Below are 22771 nucleotides of genomic sequence, written 5' to 3' on the forward strand. Positions count from 1 at the left end.
GGTGACAACTGCCCCTGGGGACAGCTGACTCTGGAGATTTGTCGACACCTGACGGGTGATTTCCGTCCCCGGGGTAAGGATCGGCTCGTCGGACGCGTAGTTTTGTCGGCTGGGGGCCGGGGGTCACCCCCGGGACGGCGCAGCAGCGACAACCACGCGTCTGTAGGAGCAGTCTTGGCACGCAAGATCGGGAGCCGGTACACCGCGAACCAGATTCTGGGGCGGGGCAGCGCCGGCACGGTGTGGCTGGGCGAGGGGCCGGAGGGGCCTGTCGCCATCAAGCTGCTGCGCGAGGACCTCGCGTCCGACCAGGAGCTCGTCGGGCGTTTCGTCCAGGAGCGCACGGCGCTGCTGGGCCTCGACGACCCGCATGTGGTCGCGGTCCGCGACCTGGTGGTGGACGGGAACGACCTCGCGCTCGTCATGGATCTCGTACGGGGTACGGATCTCCGCACCCGGCTCGACCGGGAGCGGCGGCTCGCCCCCGAGGCAGCGGTCGCGATCGTCGCGGATGTCGCGGACGGGCTCGCGGCCGCGCACGCCGCCGGGGTCGTCCACCGGGACGTGAAGCCCGAGAACGTCCTGCTCGACATGCAGGGCCCGCTCGGCCCCGGCGGCTCGCACCCCGCGCTGCTGACCGACTTCGGTGTGGCGAAACTCATCGACTCACCTCGCCGGACCCGGGCCACGAAGATCATCGGTACGCCGGACTACCTCGCGCCCGAGATCATCGAGGGGCTGCCGCCGCGGGCCGCCGTCGACATCTACGCGCTGGCGACGGTGCTGTACGAGCTCCTCGCCGGCTTCACGCCCTTCGGGGGCGGACACCCGGGCGCGGTCCTGCGCCGCCATGTCACCGAGACCGTGGTCCCGCTCCCCGGCATCCCGGACGAGCTGTGGCAGCTGATCGTGCAGTGCCTGGCGAAGGCGCCGGCGTCACGGCTGCGGGCGTCGGAGCTGGGGGCGCGGCTGCGGGAGCAGTTGCCGTTGCTGGCGGGGATGCCGCCGTTGGACGTGGATTCGCCGGACGCGGAGTCGGAGGACGGGGACGAGGCGTACGAGGAGGCGGCGGAGCCGTCCGCTCCCGCCTCGGCGCGGGTTCGGCGGGGGGCTGTGCCGCTGGTGTCCGGGGCCGCGCCCGACTCCAACCGGGACACCCATACGTCGATGAGGGTGCCCGGGCCGGACGAGCTGGCGGGGGGCGCTCGCGGTACGGCTCGCGCACCGCGGGCCGCGGGGGCTCCCCGGCCGGGGTCGGCCCGGCATCGGGCCTCCGCCCGGCGGCGGCGTATCACGCTGGGGGCGGCGGCTGTCGCTCTCGTCGCCGCGGTGGGGGTCGGTACCTGGCTCGCCACGTCGGGCGACGACGCCGACGCGACTCCCCAGGACACGAAGAACTCGGCACCGGCCTCACCGTGAGGTTTCTCGCCCCGCCGCCCCTACCCGTCCCATCCCGTACCTGGGGGCTGCGCCCCCAGACCCCCTGGTCTAAAAGATTGCGCAGTTCCCCGCGCCCCTTAAGGGGCGCGGGGAACTGCGCGAGTAACCCCCACCGGCCCGCAGCCGACGAACCGGCCCACGGGGTCTGGGGCGGAGCCCCAGAAGGATGGGACGGGTAGGGGCGGCGGGGGCGAAGGACGGGCTGCCGGGCCCCGTAGGGGCGAGGGGCGAGCCCCGCTTGTCGTAGCCGTTACGCTGGAGGCGTGGCAGTCGTCGATGTATCCGAAGAGCTCAAGTCCCTCTCCTCGACCATGGAGTCGATCGAGGCCGTCCTGGACCTCGACAAGCTGAGGGCAGATGTCGCCGTGCTCGAGGAGCAGGCGGCCGCGCCGTCCCTGTGGGACGACCCGGACGAGGCGCAGAAGATCACCAGCAAGCTGAGCCACCTCCAGGCGGAGGTCAGGAAGGCCGAGGCGCTGCGCGGGCGTATCGACGATCTGAGCGTGCTCTTCGAGATGGCCGAGGAGGAGGACGACCCGGACACCCGTGCCGAGGCCGATGCCGAGCTCACCGCCGTCAAGAAGGCGCTGGACGAGATGGAAGTCCGGACGCTGCTCTCCGGGGAGTACGACTCCCGTGAGGCCGTCGTCACCATCCGTGCCGAGGCCGGCGGCGTCGACGCCTCCGACTTCGCCGAGAAGCTGCAGCGCATGTACCTGCGCTGGGCCGAGCGCCACGGCTACAAGACGGAGCTCTACGAGACCTCGTACGCGGAAGAGGCGGGGATCAAGTCCACCACCTTCGCCGTCCACGTCCCGTACGCGTACGGCACACTCTCCGTGGAGCAGGGCACCCACCGGCTCGTGCGCATCTCGCCGTTCGACAACCAGGGGCGTCGCCAGACCTCCTTCGCCGGTGTCGAGATCCTGCCCGTGGTCGAGCAGACCGACCACATCGAGATCGACGAGTCCGAGCTGCGGGTGGATGTGTACCGGTCGTCGGGCCCCGGCGGTCAGGGCGTCAACACCACCGACTCCGCGGTGCGGCTGACCCACCTTCCCACCGGCATCGTCGTGTCGTGTCAGAACGAGCGGTCGCAGATCCAGAACAAGGCCAGTGCCATGAACGTTCTGCAGGCCAAGCTCCTTGAGCGGCGCCGGCAGGAGGAGCAGGCCAAGATGGACGCCCTCAAGGGCGACGGCGGCAACTCCTGGGGCAACCAGATGCGTTCGTACGTCCTGCACCCGTACCAGATGGTCAAGGACCTGCGCACCGAGTTCGAAGTCGGTAACCCGGAGTCCGTGTTCAACGGCGAGATCGACGGCTTCCTGGAGGCCGGAATTCGCTGGCGCAAGCAGCAGGAGAAGTAGGCGGGCATTGCGCGGGCGTATTCACGCCCCTTTGACGCCTCTTTGTCGACAAGGCAACTGCCGCCCATCGGGCGGCAGTTGCCTTTTGTGTGAGGGTTGTCTGGGTTTTACGTCACAGTCACATGTCCTCACGGCAGGCAAATGATGTTGATCCGGACATCGCGTACGCAACGACCTTGACGTTGCTTTGAAAACTGGGAAGGGTAACGGGTGGCATGCGTATCTCTGGGGCGCATGTGAACCGGGGGGCTTGAGAAAGGCCACCTGTGACGCCGTGGCCCCGGGCGCTGCTCCATTGACGATCAGCTACTGGGGGTAGCAGGCAGATGACCAAGAAGACGCGGATCCGTGTGGCACGGATAGCCGCCGGTGCGGTGATTGCCGCCGGTGCTTCGCTGACCGCCGCGGGTGCCGCCTCGGCGCTCGACCTCAACGTCGGCATCGGTGTCAACGTCGGCGACGAGGACCCGAGCCCGACTCCGACCGAGACCGGCATCCCGACGACGCCCACGGACCCGACCACGGACCCGGCGCCCACCGAGACGGTCCCGACCGACCCGCCGAGCACCGACCCGGAGCCGACGGCCACCACGCCCACCGACGACCCGACGGAGCCCACCGAGGAGCCGACCGAGCCGACGGAGGACCCCGACCCGACCGCCACGACCGAGCCCTCGGACGGCTCCACCAGCGGCTCCGGCTCGACCGGCTCCACCGGCGGCAACAGCAACACCGACCCCGACGGTGGGTCCTCCACCCAGGAAGAGGGCTCCTCGGCCCTCACCGACACGGGCTCGGACACCTCGACCCAGGGCAAGAGCGATGGCGAGCTGGCCGAGACGGGTGCCGGTCAGACCGCGTTCCTGCTGATCGGTGCCGCCACGATGATCGCCGGCGGTATCGGCTTCCGCCTGCTGCCGCGTCTCGCGGGCGGCCGCGGCGCCGCTGCCTGACGGACAGATGTGTGAGAAGGGCCCGGAGCGCTTGCTCCGGGCCCTTCTCGTGTCACAGGGGTGGGGCTGAGTGGGCTGAGTGCCGTAACGCCGCCTCCGCGGGTTCTCACACCGTCTGGTGGGCCACCAGCGCCAGCGCCGCGATCAGCACGGCCAGCAGGGCGATCAGTGCCATGGGGTTCAGGCCGGCGAAGGGGCTCTCCTGCTGGAGTCGCTCCCGGTTCGCGCGGCAGACGGGGCAGCGGCCCTCGCTCACAGGCGCCGCGCAGTTAGCGCACACCAATCGGTCGTACGTCATGCGCTCGCCCTCCTTGCGCCGTCTCGGCGTACACAACGCTCTACTTAACGCTGCGGGGAACGCAACCGTTCCCCTTCCACTGTGCCAGGTTCCACGGATTTCGGCGCGGTTCGCCTTATCCTGCCCTGCGCTCCGCGGGTTAGGCCGGGCGCCATGGGTGGGGTGGCTGGGGTTCTGGGCGCGGCTGCCGGTCCGGTGGGGGCTTGTCGCGCAGTTCCCCGCGCCCCTTTGGGGCGCTCCGCACAAAGCTCTGTACGAAGATCTGCACAAATACGTACAAGCCCCGTGCAAGCCCTACCACCGCCTGCGCTTGCGTGCTCGGGTCGCGTATGGTCACGCACACCTACCCCCGGCGACCCGTGGTGCATCCGTGATCCGATTCGACAACGTCTCCAAGGTCTACCCCAAGCAGACCCGGCCCGCTCTCAGGGATGTCTCCCTGGAGGTCGAGCGCGGAGAGTTCGTGTTCCTCGTGGGGTCCTCCGGCTCCGGAAAGTCCACCTTCCTGCGGCTGATCCTCCGCGAGGAGCGGTGCAGTCACGGTCAGGTGCACGTCCTGGGCAAGGACCTCGCGCGCATCTCCAACTGGAAGGTGCCGCAGATGCGGCGCCAGCTGGGGACCGTTTTCCAGGACTTCCGGCTCCTGCCCAACAAGACGGTCGCCGAGAACGTGGCCTTCGCGCAGGAGGTCATCGGCAAGTCGCGCGGCGAGATCCGCAAGTCCGTGCCCCAGGTGCTCGACCTCGTCGGTCTGGGCGGCAAGGAGGACCGGATGCCCGGCGAGCTGTCCGGTGGTGAGCAGCAGCGTGTGGCCATCGCGAGAGCGTTCGTGAACCGGCCCAAGCTCCTCATCGCCGACGAACCGACCGGAAACCTCGACCCGCAGACCTCCGTCGGCATCATGAAGCTGCTCGACCGCATCAACCGGACGGGCACGACCGTGGTGATGGCGACCCACGACCAGAACATCGTGGACCAGATGCGCAAGCGCGTCATCGAGCTGGAGCAGGGCCGTCTCGTCCGCGACCAGGCGCGCGGCGTCTACGGCTACCAGCACTGATCATCGTCCACGGAAAGGTCTGAAGAAGACGCCATGCGCGCGCAGTTCGTTCTGTCGGAGATCGGTGTCGGTCTCCGCCGCAATCTGACCATGACCTTCGCGGTCGTCGTCTCGGTCGCCCTGTCGCTAGCCCTGTTCGGCGGTTCGCTCCTGATGAGCGACCAGGTGAGCACGATGAAGGGCTACTGGTACGACAAGGTCAACGTCTCGATCTTCCTCTGCAACAAGAGCGACGCCGAGTCCGACCCCAACTGCGCCAAGGGCGCGGTGACCACCGACCAGAAGAAGCAGATCCTCGCCGACCTGGACAAGATGTCGACGGTCGTCCAGAAGGTCACCTACGAGTCGGCGGACCAGGCCTACAAGCACTACAAGGAGCAGTTCGGCGACTCCCCGCTGGCCAGCTCCCTCACGCCGGACCAGATGCAGGAGTCGTACCGCATCAAGCTGAAGGACCCGGAGAAGTACCAGGTCATCGCGACCGCCTTCGACGGGCGGGACGGCGTGCAGTCCGTGCAGGACCAGAAGGGCATCCTGGACAACCTCTTCGGGCTGCTCAACGGCATGAACTGGGCCGCGCGGGCCGTGATGGCCATGATGCTCGTCGTCGCGCTCATGCTGATCGTCAACACCGTGCGCGTGTCCGCCTTCAGCCGGCGGCGCGAGACCGGGATCATGCGGCTCGTCGGCGCCTCCGGGTTCTACATCCAGGCGCCGTTCATCATGGAGGCCGCGGTCGCCGGGCTCATCGGCGGCGGTGTCGCCTGCGGCTTCCTGCTGGTCGCCCGCTACTTCATCATCGACCACGGTCTGGCCCTGTCCGAGAAGCTGAACCTGATCAACTTCATCGGCTGGGACGCCGTTCTGACGAAGCTGCCGCTCATCCTCGCGACGAGTCTGCTGATGCCCGCGCTGGCCGCGTTCTTCGCTTTGCGCAAGTACCTGAAGGTGTGACGCATGCCAAGGGGGCCGTACTGCCAACCGGCGGTGCGGCCCCTTGCGTTGTCCTAGACTCACCGCCATGTCAGGTCGTGACCTGTTCTGTGAGCCCCGCCGCATCCGCCGCGGGGCCGCCCTGACATTGGTGTTCGCGAGTGTCCTCGTCGCCGGTGCGGCGACCGGATCCTTCTCCGACCCGGGCCCGAAATCCTCTTCCTCCCCCTCTTCCCTTCCTTCTTCCGCGGCTCGTTCGACGGCCACGAGCCACCACGAGGACGTCGCGGAGGCCGCCGCCGAGGCGATGGCCGACGGCAAGTCGCCCATGGAGGCCGCCGAGCGCGCCGTCAGCCGCAGCGGCGACCGCTGGGGCGCGGTCTACTCCCAGGGCGACTACGAGGAGTTCGAGGAGGCCCTCGACGGCCAGTACACGGGCGTCGGGCTGTGGGCCCGGCGCGAGCGTGACGGGCGGATCGAGGTGACCCGCGTCCAGACGGGCTCGCCCGCGGCGTCCGCCGGGATCCGCAAGGGCGACCGGCTGCGCAGCGTCGACGGTGAGAAGGTGGACGGCCGGCCGGTCACCGAGGTCGTCTCCTTACTGCGCGGCGACGCGGACGACGCGGCCGCCGGTACGGAGGTCTCCCTCGGCCTGGAGCGCGGCACGCGCGCGTGGCGCGAGACACTGCGCCGGGCCAGGCTGTCCACGGACTCCGTGACCGTCCGCAAGCTCCCCGGCGGCGTCACCGTGATCAAGGTCGCCGCCTTCACCAAGGGCGTCGGCGACGCCGTACGGACCGCTGTCGACCAGGCCCCCGAGGACGGCGGGATCGTCCTCGACCTGCGCGGCAACTCCGGAGGCCTGGTCACCGAGGCCGTCACCGCCGCCTCCGCCTTCCTCGACGGCGGCCTGGTCGCCACCTATGACGTGGACGGTCAGCAGCGTGCCCTGCACGCCGACCCCGGCGGTGACACGGCCAGACCCCTGGTCGCGCTCGTCGACGGCGGCACGATGAGCGCGGCCGAGCTGCTCACCGGAGCCCTCCAGGACCGTGGCCGCGCGGTGGTCGTGGGCTCCAGGACCTTCGGCAAGGGCTCGGTCCAGATGCCGAGCCGGCTGCCCGACGGCTCCGTCGCCGAGCTGACCGTCGGGCACTACCGCACCCCCTCCGGACGCGGTGTCGACGGCCGGGGCATCACCCCCGACCTGGAGGCGGACACGCAGTCCCTGGAGCGGGCCGAGACCGTGCTGAGCGGGCTCGGCGACGCGTCGTAGCCGACCATTCGCGGGGCCTCGTAATCACCTTTCCCTCCGGCCCCCCTGTAGTGCGAAAATGGCCAGCACTATGAGCAAGGGAATGTATGTACCGAAGGAGTCCCAGCCCAAGCAGGGCGGGGCGGGCTCCGGCAAGCCCAAGGACGGCAAGCGCAAGATCGTCGCCCAGAACAAGAAGGCACGGCACGACTACGCGATCGTCGACACCTACGAGGCCGGGCTCGTCCTGACCGGCACCGAGGTGAAGTCGCTGCGCCAGGGCCGCGCCTCGCTGACCGACGGGTTCGTCCAGATCGACGGGGGCGAGGCGTGGCTGCACAACGCCCACATCCCCGAGTACAGCCAGGGCACCTGGACCAACCACACGGTGCGCCGCAAGCGCAAGCTGCTGCTGCACCGCGAGGAGATCGACAAGCTGGCCTCGAAGTCCGAGGAGACGGGTCACACGATCGTGCCCCTCGCCCTGTACTTCAAGGACGGTCGCGCGAAGGCCGAGATCGCCCTCGCCCGCGGTAAGAAGGAGTACGACAAGCGACAGACCCTGCGCGAGAAGCAGGACCGGCGGGAGTCGGACCGCGCGATCGCGGCGGCGAAGCGGAAGCAGCGCGGCCAGTAGGCGGCTGCCCCGCGGGAATAGGCTGGCATCGTCGTGCGTTGGTCACGTACGATGGCACCAACACCGGGCAACCGGTGTGAGCATTGAAAAATCAACATGGGGATGATCGGTTTCGACAGCGGCTGTCGAAGCAGGGGAAGCGAGCCGAGGAAGCGGCAATGATCTCGTAAACCATATGTCGCAACCAATAATCGCCAATTCCAAGAGCGATTCCCAGTCCTTCGCCCTCGCTGCCTAATAACAGCGACTGAAGGACCCTAAAAGGGTGTCAGCCCGGGAGTGTTCCCGACCCGGATCCTGGCATAATCTAGGGAACTAAACCGCCGAGCCCGGTCACGGGGTTCGGTGGGAAATCAAACAGTGGCTGGGCCCGTCGGAGACTTGTTCGCGAGATCTCCGGGGCCGAGAAAATCACAGCGAACTGCGCTCGGAGAAGCCCTGATTCTGCACCGTTGGACGCGGGTTCGATTCCCGCCATCTCCACTCATCCCATGTGGGTAAAGCCCCGCTGCCTCGGCAGCGGGGCTTTTTCCTTTCCCGGACTTTCCCGGACTTTCAGTGATTCTCGGTGACTTTCAGCGCAGTGAGAAGGTCGAAAGGCGCAGACCCTCGCTCAGCACCAGATACACGTCCTGGCGGCCCTTCGCCGCCGAGGAAAGGTCGGCCGTCACCGTCTTGTAGTCGTACGCGGATGACGTGCCGTCCGTGTGCGCCGTGCCGACCAGGGTTCCGGTGGGCGACCCGAGGCGGACCTCGACCGTGCCGGCGGCGGTCCCCGCCACCTGCCCGGTGAACCGCGAAGCGCCCGCGCCGAGCTGGGCGTCGCTGAACCTCAGCCAGGCGCCGTCGCCCGACGACCCCACCGCCGTGCCGCGTGCCTTCGACTCGTCGACCAGCCGGATGTCCGCATAGTCGTCGAAGTTCTCCGCCCGCGTCACCTTGGCGAGATCCCGGGCCGGGATCGTCTCGCCCTGTGCCGTCAGCGTCGTACGGGAGCGGATGTCGGACGAGGAGGCGCCGACCAGGACGTCATAAGTCCCCTTCTCCACCACCCACTTGGAGCGCGTGACGTCCCAGTGGGCGAGGTCCTTCGTGCGCAGCCTCAGCTTCACCGTCTTGGTCTCGCCCGGCTTCAGCGACACCCGGGCGTAGGCCTTCAGCTGCTTCAGCGGCTGTTTGTCGCGGGACACCCGCTGGTGGGTGTAGAGCTGGACGACCTCGTCGCCGGCGCGCTTGCCGGTGTTGGTGACGGCGACCTCGTAGCCGCCGTCCACGCGCTTGAGCGCGCCGTAGCGGAACGAGGTGTACGAGAGGCCGTAGCCGAAGGGGTAGAGGGGCTGCCCCTTGAAGTACTGGTAGGTGCGGTCGGACTTGATGATGTCGTAGTCGAGGATCGAGGGGAGGTCCGACTCCGACTGGTACCAGGTCTGGGTGAGGCGGCCCGCCGGGTTCGCGTCGCCGTAGAGGAGGTCGGCGAGGGCGTTGCCGGTCTCCTGGCCCGCGTGGGTGGTCCACAGGAGGGCGGGGACGTCCTTCTGGAGGGCGCCGAGGGTGGTCGGGTAGCTGTTCTCGACGACCACGACCGTCTTCGGGTTTGCCGCGTGCACCGCCTTGACCAGGGCTTCCTGCGAGGGTGCCAGGCCCATGTCGGTGCGGTCGTGGTCCTCGCGGCCGTTGATCGACGGCATCGAGCCGACCACGACCACCGCCGTGTCCTTGCCCTTCACCGCGGCCACGGCCTCGTCGACACCGCTGCGGACGACGTCCTTGGTGTAGTGGGCGGCCTGCTCCTTGGTGACCAGGCCGAGGGTGCCGTCGTCGCCGGTCGGGCCGAGGTAGACGGGGTTCGACCACCAGGACTCGGCGGTCTCGTATCCGGCGTACCGGAGCAGGTAGCTGCCGTCGTCCTGCCGCTCCAGCTTGAACTGCTGCTGTACGTACCAGCCGTTGGGCTGGACCTGGTCGTTGACGAAGTTCGACCAGTTGTAGCCGACGTACTTGCCGTTGGCGGCCGAGCGCAGGGTCACGATGCCGGAGCCCCAGTCGAAGACGTCGAACTGGGACGCCGTGCCGGTGTCCGTGCTCTCCTTCAGGGCGGCTCCCGTGTCGGAGGTCCCCGCCGTGACGTACTTCCCCGTCGCGGTGTCCTTCAGCGCGATGCGGTCCGCGCCCTCGCTGCTCGCCACCGACGTGCCGAGTTTCGTCTCGATGCCCTGCTTGGGCGTGACCGCGTACGGGAGGGTGCCCGAGTACCAGTCGGTGTAGAGGGTGTCGGCGAGGGGGCCGACGACGGCGACGTTTTTTGAAGTCGACTTCAGCGGAAGCGAGTTGTCGTTCTTCAGCAGGACGGCCGCCTCCGTCGCCGCCTCACGGGCCAGCTTCTGGTGGGCCGGGCTGTTGATCACGGACGTGTCGATGGAGCCGTACTTCCCGCCGTTCGGGTCGAATTCGCCGAGCCGGACGCGGATGGCGAGGATGTGGGAGACGGCCGTGTCGACGTCGGACTCCTTCAACAGGCCTGTGGACAACGCTGAGTTCACGGCTGTCGTGGTCGGGGCCGAGTCCGCGCTGTTGTCCGTGAAGCTGTCGATGCCGGCCTTCAGCGCGGCCGCGTCGCCCTCGGCGAGCGTGGGGTAGTAGCTCTGGGTGCCGGGGAGCAGGTTGCCGGGGGCGAAGGCGTCGGTGACGTTGAGCAGATCACGCGAACTCCAGGACCGTACGACGTCGTTCAGGTCCGGATTGACCGTGTCGGGGCGGCCGTTGACCAGGTTGTAGGAGGACATGACGCCCGTCGCCGCGTCCGCCGCGATGGCCGGCTCGAAGGCCGCCTCGTCGTACTCGTGCTGCACGCGCGGGCGCAGGTCGGAGGACGTGGTCGCGCGGTGCACCTCGTTGTTGTTGGCGAGGTAGTGCTTGAGGGTGGGCGCCGTCTTGAGGTGGTCGGGGTCGCCGCCGGTCAGGCCGTCGCCGTACGCCGTGGAGATCGAGCCGGTCAGGTACGGGTCCTCGGAGTAGCCCTCCTCGTTGCGTCCCCAGCGCGGGTCGCGCAGCAGGTTCACCACGGGCGCCCAGAGGTTGAGGCCCCAGCCGTCCGGGCGCTCCTGCTGGAAGCCGCGCGCCTCGTCGCCGACCGCCGAACCGACCTGCTCGATCAGCGCCGGATCCCAGGTCGAGGCGAGCCCGATGGCCTGCGGGAACACCGTGGTCTTCCCGAGCCAGGCGACGCCGTGCAAGGCCTCGGTGCCGGTGCGGAACGCCTGGATGCCGAGGCGGGGGATCGCGGGCTCGTACTGGTGGAGGAGGGAGACCTTCTCGTCGAGGGTCAGTCTTCCCAGGAGGTCGTCGACGCGTTCGGTGACGGGGAGGCGGGGGTCGCGGAAGGGGTAGGGGTACGAGGAGGCGGTGGCGGGGCCCGTGGTGGTGGCCAGGCCCGCGATCAGCGCGAGGGCCACGGTCACCAGGGCCGCTGTTCTCGGTCTCCCGACCGCTGTTCTCAGCCCTGCGACCGCCGTTCTGGGTTTTCCGGGCGCGGTTCTCGGTCCTCTTCTCTTCTTGCCTTTCCTCATGACACGGCTCCTTAGGAGGTCAGCGTGCGCGGTGCGGTGCTGGCCCGCTCCGTCATCCGGGGAGCGAGCAGGGTCGCCTCCGGTACGGGCGTGCCGTCGAGCTTCTTCATCAGCAACTCCACCGCCTGCGCACCGACTTCGGCGGACGGGATGGCGATGGAGGTGACAGGGACGCGGACGCCCTCGGCGAGTTCGTCCGGGCAGATGGCGGTGACCGACAGATCGCCGGGGACCCGCAGACCGAGCTGCTCGAAGGCGTCGATCAGCGGCTCCAGGACCGGCTCGTTGTGTACGACGACACCGGTCAACGCCGGCTGTTCACGGAGCAGTTGCTCGGCGACCCGGCGGGCGGCGGCGGGCGAGGCCTCGCAGGGGTGCACGGAGGACGCGAGTCCGCCCCGGTCGGCGGCCGCCGTGAACCCCTCCACCACGCGCTGGGCGAACGCCGTCCCCCGTACGTACACCTCCGGCGGCGAACCGACCAGCGCCACGACCCGGTGCCCGAGCCCGGCAAGGCGCTCGACGCACAGCTCGCCGGCGGCCTTGAAGTCGAGGTCGATGCAGGTCAGCCCGTCCGGCGTCGCGGGGAACCCGATGAGCACGGAAGGCCGGTCCAGTGCGCGCAGCAACGGCAGCCGGGCGTCGTGGAGCTGGACGTCCATCACGATCAGCGCGTCCACCAGCGCGGTGTCCGCGACTCGCCGCAGCCCGTCCTCGCCCTCCTCCTGGGTGAGCAGCAGGACGTCGTGGTCGTGCCGCCGCGCCGCCGTCACCACCGACACCGCGAACTGCATCACGACCGGCACATGGATGCCCGCCCGCAACGGCACCACCAGCGCCAGGACGTTCGACCGGCTGCTGGCCAGCGCCCGCGCGCCCGCGTGCGGCCGGTAGCCCAGCTCGCGGATGCTCGCCTCGATGCGCTGCCGGGTCTCCTCGGAGATCGGGCGCTTGCCGCTGAGGGCGTACGAGACGGTGCTGGGGGACACCCCGGCGTGCCGCGCCACATCGGTGATCTTGACCATGCTCAGTTCAACTCCAACGACAGGAAGCCCGTCCCGGCCTTCGCCCGCACCTCACGCCCGCCCGTGGCCAGCCCCCAGGGCGCCGAGGGATCACTGGACGAAGCCCGCAGCGTGTCCCCCTCACGTACGACGGTGAAGGTGACGCCGCCGACCGGCACCGTCACCTGCGCGCCCCGCTCCAGGCCGTACGCGCGCAGGGTCACCCCGTCGGCGTGGTCGTAGTCGGGCCGGTCGTCCACCGCCCCCACCGGGATCACCGCACCCGGCCGGACGAGGAGCGGCACGCTCAGGAAGCCGTGCCGCTCGCGCACCCAGCGCGGACCGGTCACCGTCTGCCCGCTCAGGAAGTGGGTCCAGGTCCCCTCGGGCACGTAGTACGAGACATCGCCGTCGTCGCTGAAGACGGGCGCGACCAGCAGATCCGGGCCGAGCATGTACTGCCGCTCCAGATGCGCGCACCCGGGGTCGTCCGGGAACTCCAGCACCATTGCCCGCATCATGGGCACGCCCTCCGCGTGGGCGGCGCGGGCAGCCTCGTACAGATAGGGCATGAGGCCGAGCTTCAGCCGGGTGAACAGCCGCAGGACGTCCACGGCCTCCTCGTCGAAGAGCCAGGGCACGCGGTACGAGGACGAACCGTGCAGCCTGCTGTGCGAGGACAGCAGCCCGAAGGCGATCCACCGTTTGAACAGCGCGGGCGTCGGCGTCCCCTCGAACCCGCCGATGTCATGGCTCCAGAACCCGAACCCCGACATACCAAGGCTCAGCCCGCCGCGCAGCGACTCGGCCATCGACTCGTACGTCGCCTCGCAGTCGCCGCCCCAGTGCACCGGGAACTTCTGACTGCCGGTCGTCGCCGAGCGCGCGAAGACGACGGCCTCGTGCTCGCCCCGGTGTTTGCGGAGCACATCGAAGACGGTCTGGTTGTAGAGGTAGGTGTAGTAGTTGTGCATCCGCTCGGGGTCGGCGCCGTCCGCGTACGCCACGTCCACCGGGACCCGCTCGCCGAAGTCGGTCTTGAAGCAGTCGACGCCCTGCGCGAGCAGCGCCTCCAGCTTGGCCGCGTACCACTGCCGGGCGGCCTCGCTCGTGAAGTCGACCAGCGCCATGCCCGGCTGCCACAGGTCCCACTGCCAGACACTGCCGTCGGGCCGCTTGAGCAGATGCCCGAGGGCCCGGCCCTCCGCGAAGAGCGGCGAACGCTGCGCGATGTACGGATTGATCCATACGCAGATCCGCAGCCCCTTGTCCTTCAGCCGCGCCAGCATCCCCTCCGGATCGGGGAACACCCGGGGATCCCACTGGAAGTCGCACCAGTTGAACTCACGCATCCAGAAGCAGTCGAAGTGGAAGACGGAGAGCGGGAGTTCGCGCTCCCGCATCCCGTCGATGAAGGACGTGACGGTGGCCTCGTCGTAGGAGGTGGTGAAGGACGTCGACAGCCACAGCCCGAACGACCAGGCGGGTGGGAGGGCCGGACGTCCGGTGAGCGCCGTGTACTTGCGCAGGATGTCCTTCGGGGTCGGCCCGTAGATGACGTAGTACGTCAGCTGCTGCGTCTCGGCGCTGAACTGGACCCGGGAGACCGCTTCCGACCCGACCTCGAAGGAGACGCGCCCGGGGTGGTCGACGAAGACCCCGTACCCCGCGTCCGTCAGATAGAACGGCACGTTCTTGTAGGCCTGTTCGGTGGCCGTGCCGCCGTCGGCGTTCCACATGTCCACGACCTGGCCGTTCTTGACGAGCGGCCCGAACCGCTCGCCGAGACCGAAGACCTGCGTTCCGACGCCGAGGTTCAGCTGTTCGCGCAGATAGTGGGCGCCGGTGGCGTCCCGCATGATGCCCATGCCCTTGGGGCCGCTGGTGGTGAGGGTGCGGCCGTGGGCGAGGAAGTCGACGTGCCAGGGGGTGGTGCGGGCGACCTTGAGGGAGAGCGCCCCGGCGGTGAGGGTCGCGTGGTCGTCGTCGTACTCCGCGACCGGAGTGAACTCGGCCTTCTGGAGCTCGAATTGGGGCTTCCTCGGCTCCTCGCCCTGGAAGTGCGTGAACGTGACGCCGATGACGTCGGGCATCGGCGCGTGCGCGCTGATCGTCACGACCGGTCCCTTCAGCAGGTCGCCGCGGTGGCGGATGGGCTGCGTCGGCGCGTGGATCTCCAGGGTTCCCTGGGGTGCGCTGACATCGAGGACCTCGACCGGGTGGGCGGCGGTGACGCCTTCGCGCAGCAGCCAGTAGCCGTCGGTGAACTTCACTTTCGTACCCCTTACTTCACTGCGCCGACGGCGATGCCGCGGGTGAGGGTCCGCTGGAAGACGAGGAAGAAGACGATGGCGGGGAGGACTCCGAGGAGGGCGGCCGCGTTGGTCATCGTGGCGTCCATCAGGCGCTGGCCCTGGAGGACGCCGAGGGCCACCGACACCGTCTGGTTGTCGTTGGAGATCAGCATGACCAGGGGCAGCAGGAACTCGTTCCAGGTCCAGATGAAGAAGAAGACCAGGAGCACGCCGATCGTGGGGCGGCTGACGGGGACCACGATCCGCCACAGCACCTGCCACTTGTTCGCCCCGTCGATCCGGGCGGCTTCGATGATCTCGCGGGGGAACTGGCCGAGGACGGAGGACAGGAGATAGGTCCCGAAGGCCGCCTGGATGACGGTGAACACGATGATCACGCTGAGCCGGGTGTCGTAGAGGCCCGCCTGCTTGCTCAGGTAGTAGACCGGATAGACCAGCGCCTCCTGCGGCAGCATGTTCGCGAGGACGAAGAAGGCGAGCACCCAGGTGCGGCCCTTGATCCGGCCGATGCCGATCGCGTACGCGTTGAGGACCGAGAGGACGGCGGCGCCGATCGCCACCGAGCCGGAGATGAGGATCGAGTTGACGAGCTTCTGGCCGAAGTCCACGCGCTGCCAGAAGTCCTTCAGACCGTCGAGGTAGAGGCCCTTGGGGAGGCTCAGCGGGCCGTGCGCGGAGTACTCGGCGGGGGACTTGACCGCGTTGATCGCGACGATGCCGAACGGCAGCACCATGAAGAGGGCCGCGATCACCAGGGCGAGGAGAACCGGATAGCGGCGCAGGGCGGTCATGTGCGGAGTCCTTCCTCGGCGTCCTCGGCGCGGGTCTGGAGTTTGAGGCCGATGAGGGCCAGAGCGAGGATGATCACGGTGAGGACGGTGGAGATCGCCGCGCCGTAGCCGACCTGGGTCTTCTCGAAGAAGGTGGTGAAGGAGAAGTAGGAGGGCACGTCGGTGGCGCCGCCCGGGCCGCCCTTCGTGAGGACGTACACCGCTCCGAACACCTTCAGCGCGGCGATCGTGCACCACAGCAGGACGACATAGATCTCGGGCCTGATCTGCGGCAGCGTGATGTGCCAGAAGCGCCGCCACCAGCCCGCGCCGTCCAGCTCGGCGGCCTCGTACAGCTGCGGATCGACGCGCTGCAGCCCCGCCATGAAGATCACGAGCGGGAAGCCGATCTGTACCCACACCATCACGCCCATGACGCTGTAGAGGGCGATGTCGGGGTCGCCGAGCCAGTCCTGTTGGAGCGAGCCGAGGTGGACGGCCTTCAGGAGCTCGTTCAGGGAGCCGTTGTCGGGGGCGAGGATCCAGCTCCAGACGATGCCGGCGACGGCGATCGGCAGGACCTGGGGGAGGTAGAAGCAGGCACGCAGGACGGCGGCGGTCTTCGTCCCGAAGTGCTTGCCGACGAAGTCGAAGAGGGCGGCGGCCAGGACGAGGCCGAGGACCGTCGGTACGGCGGCCATGGCGAGGACCATGAAGAGGCTGTGCCGGAACGACGCCCAGAACTCGGAATCGTCCAGCAGCTCACGGTAGTTGGCGAGCCCGGACCACTTCGGGCTGCCGACGCCCTGCCAGTCGGTGAAGCTGACGCCGGTGTTCATCAGGAACGGGACGACGATCACCGTGAGGAAGGCGAGGACGCCGGGGAGCAGGAAGAGGGCGTAGGAGTCGCGGGGACGGCGCGGGTGCCTCACCTCGTGCGGTGTGTGGGCCACCCGGCCGCCCCGCTCGACGGTGACCGTCATGTCTTCGGTACGCCCTTGTCGTACGCCTTCTGCAACGCGCTCAGATAGGCGTCCGGTTTCTCGCTCCCGGTGATCAGCTTCTGCGTCTCGGAGACGAGGACGTCGTAGAAGCCGGCGACGGGCCAGTCGGGATAGAAGGCCAGTCCGTCCTTGCCGGAGAGGGTGTTGAAGTTGGCGATGAGACTCTTGGACTGCGGATCGGTGATGGCGGCCGGGTCGGCGGCCACCGGAACCCCGCCCTTGTTCCCCAGCAGGTTCTGGATCTTCTTCGACATGGTGATGTCGATGAAGTCGTAGGCGAGGTCCTTGTTCTTGGCGCCCTTGGGGACGACCCAGATGTTGCCGCCGGAGCCGAGTGTGAGGTTGCTGCCCGGCCAGAGGAAGGTCCCCCAGGCGAACTTGTTCTCCGTCTGGAAGCGCCCGTACCACCAGCTGCCGGAGAAGAGGATCGGGCTCTTGCCCTGGATGAAGGAGACCCCGGCGTCCTCGGCCTTGGTGCTGGTGGACTTCTTGCTGATGTAGCCCTTCTTCACCCAGTCGGCGAAGGTCTCGGCGGCGTACGTCCAGGCGGCGTCGTGGAAGTCCGTCTTGCCCTTGTACAGCTCGTACGAGTCGACCCACGACCGATCGGCCTTGGAGAGCGCGAGCTGGTACAGATACTGCTGGGCCATGTACTCGGCGCCCGCGTTCGCGAGCGGAGTGATCCCCTTCGCCACGAACGTGTCCATGGCGGCGGTGAGTTCGTCGAACGACGTGGGCTCGGCGATCCCGTACTTCTTGAAGAGGTCCTTGTTGTAGAACACCATCGTGTACTCGGCGTAGTTGGGCACGCCGTACCACTTCCCGGAGCCCATGACCCCGTTGGTGCTGTACTGGCTGGTGGTCCGCACGCCCGCGCTGAGCTTCTTGTCCCAGCCGCGCTTGGTCGCCTCGGCGGTCAGATCGGTGAGCAGGCCCTGGGTGGAGAGCTGGCCCGCCGTCGCGTTGCCCTTGTTGTACTCCATGATGTCCGGCGCGTCATTGGAGTTGAGCACCATCGAGGCCGTCTTCTGGATCTGCTCGAAGCCCTTCTCCTCGAACTTCACCTTGACGCCGGGGTGCGTCTTCTCGAACTCCTTGATGGCCGCGTTCCAGGCGACGCCCATCGCGCTGTCCGGGCCTTCGTAGTGCCACAGCTTCAGGGTCTTGCCGTCCGAGGAACCACTGCCCGAGTCGCCGCATGAGGCCAGCAGCAGGGTGCCCGTCAGGGCCACCGCTGCCGTCGCCACCACACGCCTTCGTGTCGTCGACATCCATTGCCTCCGGGGAGTTGGATGGGTTTCGGGGCCGTCACGCAGCGTTCGTCGAATCGTTTCGATGCGTGACGTCGAAGCGCTTCGACGGGGGAAGGTATGTGGGGGCTGTGAGCGCGTCAATGGGGTGCGTCGGAATTGGGGCGGGGGTTCGACGGGTCGGACGTCGGGGTGGCCCATCAGCCGGCCGCGGACCGGAGCGATGGCCTGGGGGTCGTGGTCGCGGTGATGGCGGCGACGTACGGCAAGTGACACTGACGTACGGCGAATGACACTAGAGACCCACGCGGTACCCCACACCCGGTGTCGTGGTGATGACCGGTGGGTCTCCGAGCTTGCGCCGCAGGCGGCCGATGGTGACGGTGACGGTGTTGGTGAACGGGTCGGCGTGCTCGTCCCAGACCTGTTCGAGCAGGCCCTCGGCGCTGAGGAAGGCGGGCGTGGCGCGGAGCAGTGCCTCCAGCACCCCGAATTCCTTGACCGACAGGTCGAGTTGCCGCCCGTCCCGGGTGACCGTGCGCCGCAGCGGATCGAGCTCCACGCCGGCCGCGCGCAGGATCCGGGCCCGCGCGGCGGGCTGGCGGCGGGCCAGGGCCCGGATGCGCAGGACCAGTTCGGGGAAGTGGAACGGTTTGCCGAGGTAGTCGTCGGCACCCAGGCCGAGGCCGCTGACGCGGTCCCCGGGCGATCCGGCCGCGGTGAGCATGAGGACCATGGTGCGGTTGTCGCCTTCGGTGATCATCCGGCAGAGGGTGTCGCCGTGGATGCCCGGCAGGTCGCGGTCGAGAACCACCACGTCATAGGCGTTGAGATCGAGTTTGGCCGCGGCCTCCAGCCCGTCCCGGGCCGTGTCCACGGCCATTCCCTGATCGCGGAGCCCTTCGGTGAGGACATCGGCGAGGGAGCGGGAGTCCTCGACGACCAGGACTCTCATACCGGGTCTCCCGCCGAAAGGATCCGATGCGCCGGCGGCAGCGCGATGCTGACGCGCAGTCCGCCGCCGGCTCGGGCGGTCAGGTCCAGGGTGCCGCCGTGCGCCTCGGCGACCGCCGCGACGATGGACAGGCCGAGACCCGCTCCGTTGTCGGAGCCGGTCCGGTCGGCGCGGAGCCGGCGGAACGGCTGGATCAACTGCTGGACCTGCTCCTGGTCGAGAAGCTTCCCTCCGGTCTCCACGGTCAGACAGGCGAGCGGACCGTGTGTCCCGGTGTCGATCTGGATCCAGCCCCCTTCGTCGTTGTGGACGATCGCGTTCTCCATGACGTTGTCGACCATGCGGCACACCAGTTCCTGGCTTCCCTCCACCCAGGCCCCTCCTGGACTGCTGGTATGCCGCACGGTCAGGCCGGCGGCGGTGATGGCCTCGGCCCGCGTGGCCAGGGTCGCGGACACGACCGCGTCGAGCGAGAGCGTGGTGCGGCCGGGCAGATCACCGTGCTGCGCGCGGGCGAGTGCGAGGAGGCCGTCGAGCAGGCCGTCGATCCGGTCGAGTTCGACATGGAGCCGGCCGGCCAGGGCGGTGGTCTGCGCGGGCACGGGTTCCGGCTTGGCCACCGCCACGTCCAGCGAGGCACGGATCGTGGCCAGTGGGGTGCGCAGTTCGTGAGAGGCGTTGGCGACGAACCGGCGCTGCGCGACGAAGGCGCCCTCCAGCCGCTCCAGCAACTCGTCGATGGTGTCGGCCAGTTCCTTGACCTCGTCGGCGGGTCCTGACAAGCCCAGCCGCTCGTGCAGGCTGTCGGCCGAGAACCGCCGAGTGGCCGCCGTCATCTCGCGCAGCGGCCGCAGCACGCGGCCCGCGACGCCCCAGCCGAGCGCGACCGACACCACCGCCATGACACCGAGCGCGACCAACGACGATTCCAGGACGGCCTGCGGTATGCCGGAATTCGCTTGGTCACGCTCGTCCGCCAGCTGTTTCTCCAGCGTCTGGATCCGGGACCGGGCCTGCGTCAGCGCCGAATCTGACGTCTGACCCCCCGCGTTCGTGGGCGGGACGTTGACGTTGGCGGACGTCGTGGAGCTCCCCACCAACAGGCCGCCGGCGATGGCCAGAAGCACGGCTCCGGACAGCAGGAACAGGGTGCCGTACAGGGCGGTCAGCCGCAGCCGCACGGTACGTCGCGACCACAGCCGGGGCCGCTGCCTGGCGGTCGCGGCCGGCTGCATGCTCATCGTTCGTCTCCCCGGGGGCCAGGCACCGCGATTCCGGCTTCCAGGATGCCCCGCTGGACCTAACAGCGGAATAACGGCCGGCGTTCGGCCCGCGTTATGTCCGGTGCCCGACAACTGTGTGCATGGAAGCAACCATTGAAATCTCCGGACTGCGCAAGCACTTCGGGGGGACACAGGCGCTCGACGGGATGTCCTTCACGGTGCTGCCCGGCCAGGTCACCGGGTTCGTCGGCCCCAACGGCGCGGGGAAGTCCACCACGATGCGGGTCGTCCTCGGCCTGGACGCGGCCGACGCGGGCTCCGCGACGGTCAGCGGGCAGCCGTACCAGTCGCTGAGGCACCCGCTCACCCACGTCGGGTCGCTGCTCGACGCCGCCGCACTGCAGCCGAGCCGGACCGCGCGCAACCACCTGCTGTGGCTGGCGCACTCCCAGGGTCTGACCGCCGCGCGGGTCGACGAAGTGGTCGAGCAGGCCGGTCTGCGGTCGGTGATCCGGCGGAAGGCGGGCGGCTACTCCCTGGGCATGCGGCAGCGTCTGGGGATCGCTGCCGCGCTGCTCGGCGACCCGCCCGTCCTCATGCTGGACGAGCCGTTCAACGGCATGGACCCCGAGGGCATCGTGTGGATGCGCGGGCTCCTGCGGACGCTGGCCGGGCAGGGCCGCGCCGTGCTGGTCTCCAGCCATCTGATGAGCGAGCTCCAGGACGCCGCGGACCATCTGGTGGTGGTCGGCCGGGGCAAGGTCATCGCCGACACGAGCGTCCGCGAGCTGCTCGCCGCGGCGTCCGGGGACCGGGTCACGCTGCGCACCACCGCGGGCCCGCGGGCGATGGGCGTGCTCGAACACGCCGGGGCCGACGTGGCCGCCACCGGGCCCGGCACACTTACCGTGTCCGGGCTGCCGGCGGAGCGCGTCGTCGCGGTGCTCGCCGCGAGCGCGGTGCCGTTCGCCGAAGTATCCGCACACCGGGCCACGCTGGAGGAGGCGTACCTCGAACTCACCAGGGAGGCGGTCGAGTTCCATGCCGCCGGCCCCTCCGCCTCCCGGGCGGACAGGGAGGCGACCCGATGAACACGGACCCCACGGACCCCACGGACCCCACAGGCACCACCGGCAGCACGGGCGGCACCGCGCCGTACGTGTCGGAACTGCGGCCCGGGCACGGTGGCTTCGCGCCCCTCCTGCGCGCCGAGCTGACCAAGTTCAGGACCGTCCGGGGCTGGGCCATCGGCCTGGTCGTCGCGGTCCTGGCGACCATGGGTCTGACCCTGCTCCAGCACAGCTCCTGCAGTTTCAACGGTTCGGACTGTCCCAGCTCCCCGGTGGGGCCGGACGGCGGGGCGGTGACCGACACCTTCTACTTCGTGCACCAGCCGCTGCGCGGGGACGGCAGCATCACCGTCCGGATGACGTCACTGACCGGCCTGTACTCGGAGAACGGCGGCTCGCCGGTCGGCGCCGGACCGGGGCAGAACCCGACGGCGGGCATGAAACCCGGTCTCCAGCCCTGGGGGAAGGCCGGGATCATCATCAAGGACGGCACCGCCCCGGGATCGGCGTACGCGGCGATGATGGTGACCGGCGGCCACGGGGTGCGGATGCAGTACGACTACACCCACGACCGGCCCGGCCTCGCCGGTGACGTCTCCGCGGCATCCCCGCGCTGGCTGCGGCTGACCCGCTCCGGTGACACGATCACCGGGTACGACTCGGCGGACGGCACCCACTGGACGAAGGTCGATGCCGTCACCCTGGCCGGACTGCCCGCCACCGCGCAGATCGGACTGTTCGCCGCCTCCCCGGTCCACACGAAGGTGGTTTCCCAGAGCCTCACCTCGCAGTCCGAGACAGGCGGCCCCAGTCAGATCACCGCCGCCATCGACAAGCTCGACCTCCAGGGCGCCAAGCCCGGCGGCGTGTGGGCCGGCGGCCAGACGGGCGGCGCCGGCGGCTCCGTATACCCGCTACGAGGAGGTGCGTTCCGGCAGAGCGGCGGCACGCTCACGGTGACCGGCTCCGGCGACATCGCACCGGCCGTTCCCGGCGGACCGAGCAGCGGCGTGTCCCTCTCGGACACCCTTGTCGGCATGTTCGCCGGGCTGATCGCGATGGTCGTCGTGGGCACGGTGTTCATCACCTCCGAGTACCGGCGGGGCCTGATTCGCACCACCCTCACCGCGAGTCCCCGGCGCGGACGGGTGCTGGCCGCCAAGGCCGTCGTGATCGGCGCGGTCACCTTCGTGGCCGGCCTCGTCGCCGTCACCGGCGCCCTCGTGATCGGCGAGCGGCAGATGCGCGCCGACGGTGTCTCCATCGACCCGGTGTCCACGCTCACCCTGGTGCGCATCGTGGTCGGCACCGCGGCGCTGCTCGCCGTCGCATCGGTCCTCGCCCTCGCCATCGGCACCGTGCTGCGGCGCAGCGCGATCGCGGTCGTCGCCGTCATCGTGGCGATCGTCCTGCCGTACTTCCTCACGGTGGGCGGCGTCTCCTTCCTGCCGGTCGGCGTCGCGAACTGGCTGCTGCGGCTCACCCCGGCCGCCGCCTTCGCCATCCAGCAGCCATATCCGCGGTATGCGCAAGTCGCCTTCTCCTACACACCCCCGAACGGCTACTACCCGCTGGCGCCGTGGGCGGGCTTCGCGGTGCTGTGCGCCTGGGCAGCCGTCGCCCTGGGCCTGGCCGCCTTCCTGCTGCGCCGGAGGGACGCGTGAGGCG

The 22771-nt window shown here is 69.2% G+C and carries 18 protein-coding genes and 1 other RNA gene; 10 read left to right on the top strand and 9 right to left on the bottom strand.

All coding sequences use genetic code 11. The features are described from left to right. Positions 1-174: 174 nt before the first annotated feature. The 3 genes from OIC96_RS29360 to OIC96_RS29370 all read left to right on the top strand — a co-directional run bounded on the left by OIC96_RS29360 (position 175) and on the right by OIC96_RS29370 (position 3763). The gene (locus OIC96_RS29360) at positions 175-1419 is read left to right on the top strand and encodes a serine/threonine-protein kinase (protein ID WP_327429147.1); all 1245 of its coding nucleotides are present in this window, start codon (positions 175-177) and stop codon (positions 1417-1419) included. 284 nt (positions 1420-1703) lie between these two features. Further along, entirely contained in the window at positions 1704-2810 is a 1107-nt protein-coding gene (prfB, locus tag OIC96_RS29365) for a peptide chain release factor 2 (RefSeq protein ID WP_330304971.1), read from the top strand. Positions 2811-3136: 326 nt separating this feature from the next. After that, positions 3137-3763, top strand: a complete 627-nt coding sequence (locus tag OIC96_RS29370) for a hypothetical protein (RefSeq protein ID WP_330304970.1) — start codon at positions 3137-3139, stop codon at positions 3761-3763. Positions 3764-3869: 106 nt separating this feature from the next. Here OIC96_RS29370 and OIC96_RS29375 read toward each other — a convergent pair whose 3' ends face one another. After that, entirely contained in the window at positions 3870-4061 is a 192-nt protein-coding gene (locus tag OIC96_RS29375) for a hypothetical protein (protein WP_028805018.1), read from the bottom strand. A gap of 370 nt (positions 4062-4431) precedes the next feature. Here OIC96_RS29375 and ftsE point away from each other — a divergent pair, with 370 nt between their 5' ends. The 5 genes from ftsE to ssrA all read left to right on the top strand — a co-directional run bounded on the left by ftsE (position 4432) and on the right by ssrA (position 8432). Further along, positions 4432-5121 carry a cell division ATP-binding protein FtsE gene (gene ftsE, locus OIC96_RS29380; RefSeq protein WP_081217588.1) on the top strand — a complete coding sequence of 230 codons (690 nt, stop codon included), beginning with the start codon at positions 4432-4434 and terminating at the stop codon, positions 5119-5121. Between the two features lie 33 nt (positions 5122-5154). Continuing rightward, positions 5155-6075 carry a permease-like cell division protein FtsX gene (gene ftsX, locus OIC96_RS29385; protein ID WP_330304969.1) on the top strand — a complete coding sequence of 307 codons (921 nt, stop codon included), beginning with the start codon at positions 5155-5157 and terminating at the stop codon, positions 6073-6075. Between the two features lie 67 nt (positions 6076-6142). Further along, on the top strand, positions 6143-7330 hold the full coding sequence (locus tag OIC96_RS29390) for a S41 family peptidase (protein ID WP_330304968.1): 1188 nt from the start codon (positions 6143-6145) through the stop codon (positions 7328-7330). Positions 7331-7412: 82 nt separating this feature from the next. Beyond that, a complete protein-coding gene (smpB, locus tag OIC96_RS29395) occupies positions 7413-7946 on the top strand; it encodes an SsrA-binding protein SmpB (RefSeq protein ID WP_330310130.1) in 534 nt (177 codons plus the stop codon). Positions 7947-8044: 98 nt separating this feature from the next. Beyond that, positions 8045-8432: a transfer-messenger RNA gene (ssrA, locus tag OIC96_RS29400) on the top strand. Between the two features lie 89 nt (positions 8433-8521). On the opposite strand, the gene OIC96_RS29405 is transcribed toward ssrA, so the two are convergent. The 8 genes from OIC96_RS29405 to OIC96_RS29440 all read right to left on the bottom strand — a co-directional run bounded on the left by OIC96_RS29405 (position 8522) and on the right by OIC96_RS29440 (position 20051). Further along, entirely contained in the window at positions 8522-11398 is a 2877-nt protein-coding gene (locus OIC96_RS29405) for a glycoside hydrolase family 3 protein (RefSeq protein ID WP_406502266.1), read from the bottom strand. A 125-nt stretch (positions 11399-11523) separates the two neighbouring features. After that, complete coding sequence (locus OIC96_RS29410; protein WP_330304966.1) at positions 11524-12537, bottom strand: LacI family DNA-binding transcriptional regulator; 1014 nt, start codon at positions 12535-12537, stop codon at positions 11524-11526. A gap of 2 nt (positions 12538-12539) precedes the next feature. Then, on the bottom strand, positions 12540-14789 hold the full coding sequence (gene yicI, locus OIC96_RS29415) for an alpha-xylosidase (RefSeq protein ID WP_330304965.1): 2250 nt from the start codon (positions 14787-14789) through the stop codon (positions 12540-12542). Between the two features lie 11 nt (positions 14790-14800). Continuing rightward, positions 14801-15622, bottom strand: a complete 822-nt coding sequence (locus OIC96_RS29420) for a carbohydrate ABC transporter permease (RefSeq protein ID WP_330304964.1) — start codon at positions 15620-15622, stop codon at positions 14801-14803. Next, positions 15619-16584: a carbohydrate ABC transporter permease gene (locus tag OIC96_RS29425; RefSeq protein WP_330304963.1), complete on the bottom strand. Its 966-nt coding sequence runs from the start codon at positions 16582-16584 to the stop codon at positions 15619-15621. The genes OIC96_RS29420 and OIC96_RS29425 overlap by 4 nt, the downstream gene beginning before the upstream one ends. Continuing rightward, positions 16581-17876: an ABC transporter substrate-binding protein gene (locus OIC96_RS29430; protein ID WP_330304962.1), complete on the bottom strand. Its 1296-nt coding sequence runs from the start codon at positions 17874-17876 to the stop codon at positions 16581-16583. The genes OIC96_RS29425 and OIC96_RS29430 overlap by 4 nt, the downstream gene beginning before the upstream one ends. Positions 17877-18150: 274 nt before the next feature. Then, positions 18151-18810 carry a response regulator transcription factor gene (locus OIC96_RS29435; protein ID WP_330304961.1) on the bottom strand — a complete coding sequence of 220 codons (660 nt, stop codon included), beginning with the start codon at positions 18808-18810 and terminating at the stop codon, positions 18151-18153. Further along, positions 18807-20051, bottom strand: coding sequence for a sensor histidine kinase (locus tag OIC96_RS29440; RefSeq protein ID WP_330304960.1), 1245 nt, complete (start codon positions 20049-20051; stop codon positions 18807-18809). Before OIC96_RS29440 ends, OIC96_RS29435 begins: the two co-directional genes overlap by 4 nt. 122 nt (positions 20052-20173) lie before the next feature. On the opposite strand from OIC96_RS29440, the gene OIC96_RS29445 reads away from it, so the two are divergent. Both OIC96_RS29445 and OIC96_RS29450 read left to right on the top strand, forming a co-directional pair. Then, on the top strand, positions 20174-21124 hold the full coding sequence (locus OIC96_RS29445; protein ID WP_330304959.1) for an ABC transporter ATP-binding protein: 951 nt from the start codon (positions 20174-20176) through the stop codon (positions 21122-21124). Further along, positions 21121-22767, top strand: a complete 1647-nt coding sequence (locus OIC96_RS29450; protein ID WP_330304958.1) for an ABC transporter permease subunit — start codon at positions 21121-21123, stop codon at positions 22765-22767. Before OIC96_RS29445 ends, OIC96_RS29450 begins: the two co-directional genes overlap by 4 nt. Positions 22768-22771: the final 4 nt, after the last annotated feature.

It is taken from the genome of Streptomyces sp. NBC_00775, assembly GCF_036347135.1.
Lineage (GTDB): Bacteria > Actinomycetota > Actinomycetes > Streptomycetales > Streptomycetaceae > Streptomyces > Streptomyces lutosisoli.

Coding starts and splice junctions, on each gene's coding strand:
- OIC96_RS29370 (WP_330304970.1), top strand. CDS start 3,137: ATGACCAAGAAGACGCGGATCCGTGTGGCACGGATAGCCGCCGGTGCG.
- OIC96_RS29375 (WP_028805018.1), bottom strand. CDS start 4,061: ATGACGTACGACCGATTGGTGTGCGCTAACTGCGCGGCGCCTGTGAGC.
- ftsX (WP_330304969.1), top strand. CDS start 5,155: ATGCGCGCGCAGTTCGTTCTGTCGGAGATCGGTGTCGGTCTCCGCCGC.
- OIC96_RS29390 (WP_330304968.1), top strand. CDS start 6,143: ATGTCAGGTCGTGACCTGTTCTGTGAGCCCCGCCGCATCCGCCGCGGG.
- smpB (WP_330310130.1), top strand. CDS start 7,413: ATGTATGTACCGAAGGAGTCCCAGCCCAAGCAGGGCGGGGCGGGCTCC.
- OIC96_RS29410 (WP_330304966.1), bottom strand. CDS start 12,537: ATGGTCAAGATCACCGATGTGGCGCGGCACGCCGGGGTGTCCCCCAGC.
- OIC96_RS29420 (WP_330304964.1), bottom strand. CDS start 15,622: ATGACCGCCCTGCGCCGCTATCCGGTTCTCCTCGCCCTGGTGATCGCG.
- OIC96_RS29425 (WP_330304963.1), bottom strand. CDS start 16,584: ATGACGGTCACCGTCGAGCGGGGCGGCCGGGTGGCCCACACACCGCAC.
- OIC96_RS29430 (WP_330304962.1), bottom strand. CDS start 17,876: ATGTCGACGACACGAAGGCGTGTGGTGGCGACGGCAGCGGTGGCCCTG.
- OIC96_RS29435 (WP_330304961.1), bottom strand. CDS start 18,810: ATGAGAGTCCTGGTCGTCGAGGACTCCCGCTCCCTCGCCGATGTCCTC.
- OIC96_RS29440 (WP_330304960.1), bottom strand. CDS start 20,051: ATGAGCATGCAGCCGGCCGCGACCGCCAGGCAGCGGCCCCGGCTGTGG.
- OIC96_RS29445 (WP_330304959.1), top strand. CDS start 20,174: ATGGAAGCAACCATTGAAATCTCCGGACTGCGCAAGCACTTCGGGGGG.
- OIC96_RS29450 (WP_330304958.1), top strand. CDS start 21,121: ATGAACACGGACCCCACGGACCCCACGGACCCCACAGGCACCACCGGC.